The 1,459-nt window shown below is 58.6% G+C and carries 1 protein-coding gene and 1 pseudogene; both read left to right on the top strand.

The window, feature by feature from the left end; genetic code table 11:
- A pseudogene (locus tag A2I95_RS37515) lies at positions 1-463 on the top strand (hypothetical protein); the annotation flags it as partial.
- Between the two features lie 72 nt (positions 464-535).
- Positions 536-1,459: threonine ammonia-lyase IlvA (ilvA, locus tag A2I95_RS37510; protein ID WP_291737531.1), on the top strand; the 924-nt coding region annotated here is incomplete at its 3' end.

The following is a 1,459-nucleotide window of genomic DNA, read 5'->3' as shown; positions in this document are numbered from 1 at the left end:
TTTGGAAGGCGGTCGCGTGATGGCCTACTTTGGACGGTCTGTGCAGATTGCGCTGGTTCTTTTGTGCATGATGATTCCTGTGCTGCTGATGGTTCTTCTAGTAACAACACTGCTTAGCGGGGCAGGGGCGGCAGTTCTGCAATTGGCCAACCTGCCGATTGCAATTTTTGTCACCTATCTGGTTCTCAGGCTTTCAGTGATCCTGCCGGCGGCAGCGTTGGGAGCGGACATGGGGCTGCGTGAAGCTTGGAACTCCACTGGAAACGCTTTTGGTGACCTTCTGGGTTTGGCTGCCATATTGGTTGCAGCACAATACGCAGCCCAATTCGCTGCCGAAGCGCTGGCGGCATCCCCATCGTTGGCTTTTGGTGTCTCACTCCTCGTATCAGCTGCCTTGGCCCTTTTGAACATCAGCCTGCTGACCACCCTTTACGGCCACTACGTCGAAGGTCGTCCGGTCTGATCTCTGGTATTCTTATGTATGCTTTGCACCTGCCCCTTGTCTTGGGGGCGGGCTTGCGCCACTGAATAATCCATGAACGATTTCAAGAGCCAGGCCCGCGCCGCTGAACAGGCGATGCGCGATGTGTTTCCTGCAACTCCTTTGCAGCGCAATGTGCATCTATCCGAGCGTTTCGGCGCCGACATCTATCTGAAGCGTGAAGACCTGAGCCCGGTTCGGTCCTACAAGATCCGCGGTGCGCTGAACGCGATGCGCAAGCAGCCGGATCAGGAGCTGTTTGTCTGCGCCTCGGCCGGCAACCACGCGCAAGGGGTCGCCTTCATGTGCCGCCACATGGGCAAGCGTGGGGTGATCTTCATGCCGGTCACCACGCCGCAACAGAAGATCCAGAAGACCCGGATGTTCGGCGGCGACCATATCGAAATCCATCTTGTCGGCGACTATTTCGATATCTGTCTGGCTGCCGCACAGGAGTGGTGCGCCAAGGAAGGCGGCCATTTCCTGTCGCCATTTGACGATGCCGATGTGATTGAAGGCCAGGCCTCCATCGCGGTGGAGATTGAGGCGCAGCTTGGCAAGGCGCCGGATCATGTCCTGCTGCCGGTAGGCGGCGGCGGCATGTCTGCCGGGGTCTCCTCATGGTTTGGTCAGGACGTGCACAGCTTATTTATTGAACCTGACGGCGGTGCCTGTCTGCGGGCAGCGCTTGCCGCAGGTAAACCGGTTGCGCTGGAAAAGGTCGACACCTTTGTCGATGGCGCTGCAGTGGGGCGGATCGGCGCGCTGCCATTCGACATTCTGAAGGATGTGCCGCTGCCGGATGTTCTGGGCATTTCCGAGGACCGGATCTGCGCCACCATCATCGAGATGCTGAACGTGGAAGGCATCGTGCTGGAACCGGCCGGCGCGCTGTCGGTTGAAGCGCTGCAGGATGTGCGCTCCTGGATCCGCGGCAAGACAGTGGTTTGCGTTACATCCGGGGGCAACTTTGATTTT

Source organism: Leisingera sp. F5 (assembly GCF_001593695.1).
This window is presented reverse-complemented; position numbering and strand designations above follow the sequence as displayed.